This window comes from Gemmiger formicilis, assembly GCF_016901605.1.
In the GTDB taxonomy this organism is placed as follows: Bacteria; Bacillota; Clostridia; order Oscillospirales; family Ruminococcaceae; genus Gemmiger; species Gemmiger formicilis_B.
Genome location: NZ_JACJKP010000430.1, coordinates 1 through 483, shown reverse-complemented (window position 1 = coordinate 483; position 483 = coordinate 1). Strand labels below are relative to the sequence as shown.

Genomic DNA, 483 nt, shown 5'->3' with positions numbered 1-483 from the left:
CCAAACAAAGGAGTGGTCAAAATGGCAAGCATCCGAAAACGAGGGCAAAACAGTTATCTAATCGTAGTATCCCGCGGCTACGATTACCAAGGAAACCGGCTGAAAGCTGCACAGAAAACGGTACATCCACCGAAAGATCTCACGCCCGGCCAGTGCAAAAAATGGCTGAACGAACAGGCTGTTCTGTTCGAGCGGGAAGTACGGCATGACCCACAACCCGTGAACCATGCCATGACGCTGGCAGCGTATACCGAACACTGGCTGCGGGATATCGCCCCAGGCAAGCTGGCAGCCAGCACCTATTCCCGTGACCAGCAGGATATCCGGCGCATCCTGCCAGCACTGGGGCATTACAAACTGACTGAACTGCGCAAGGAAACCATCCGTGCCTTCTACGAAGCCATGCGCTCAGAGCCTAAACTGACGGATGGCCAAACGCTCTCGGAACGGTCGGTGGAGGGACTGCACAACACACTGTGCAGC

1 pseudogene is annotated in these 483 nt (G+C 55.5%); it reads left to right on the top strand.

Annotation, left to right across the window (positions count from 1 at the left end):
• Positions 1 to 21 precede the first annotated feature (21 nt).
• A pseudogene (locus H6B10_RS15285) lies at positions 22 to 483 on the top strand (N-terminal phage integrase SAM-like domain-containing protein); the annotation flags it as partial.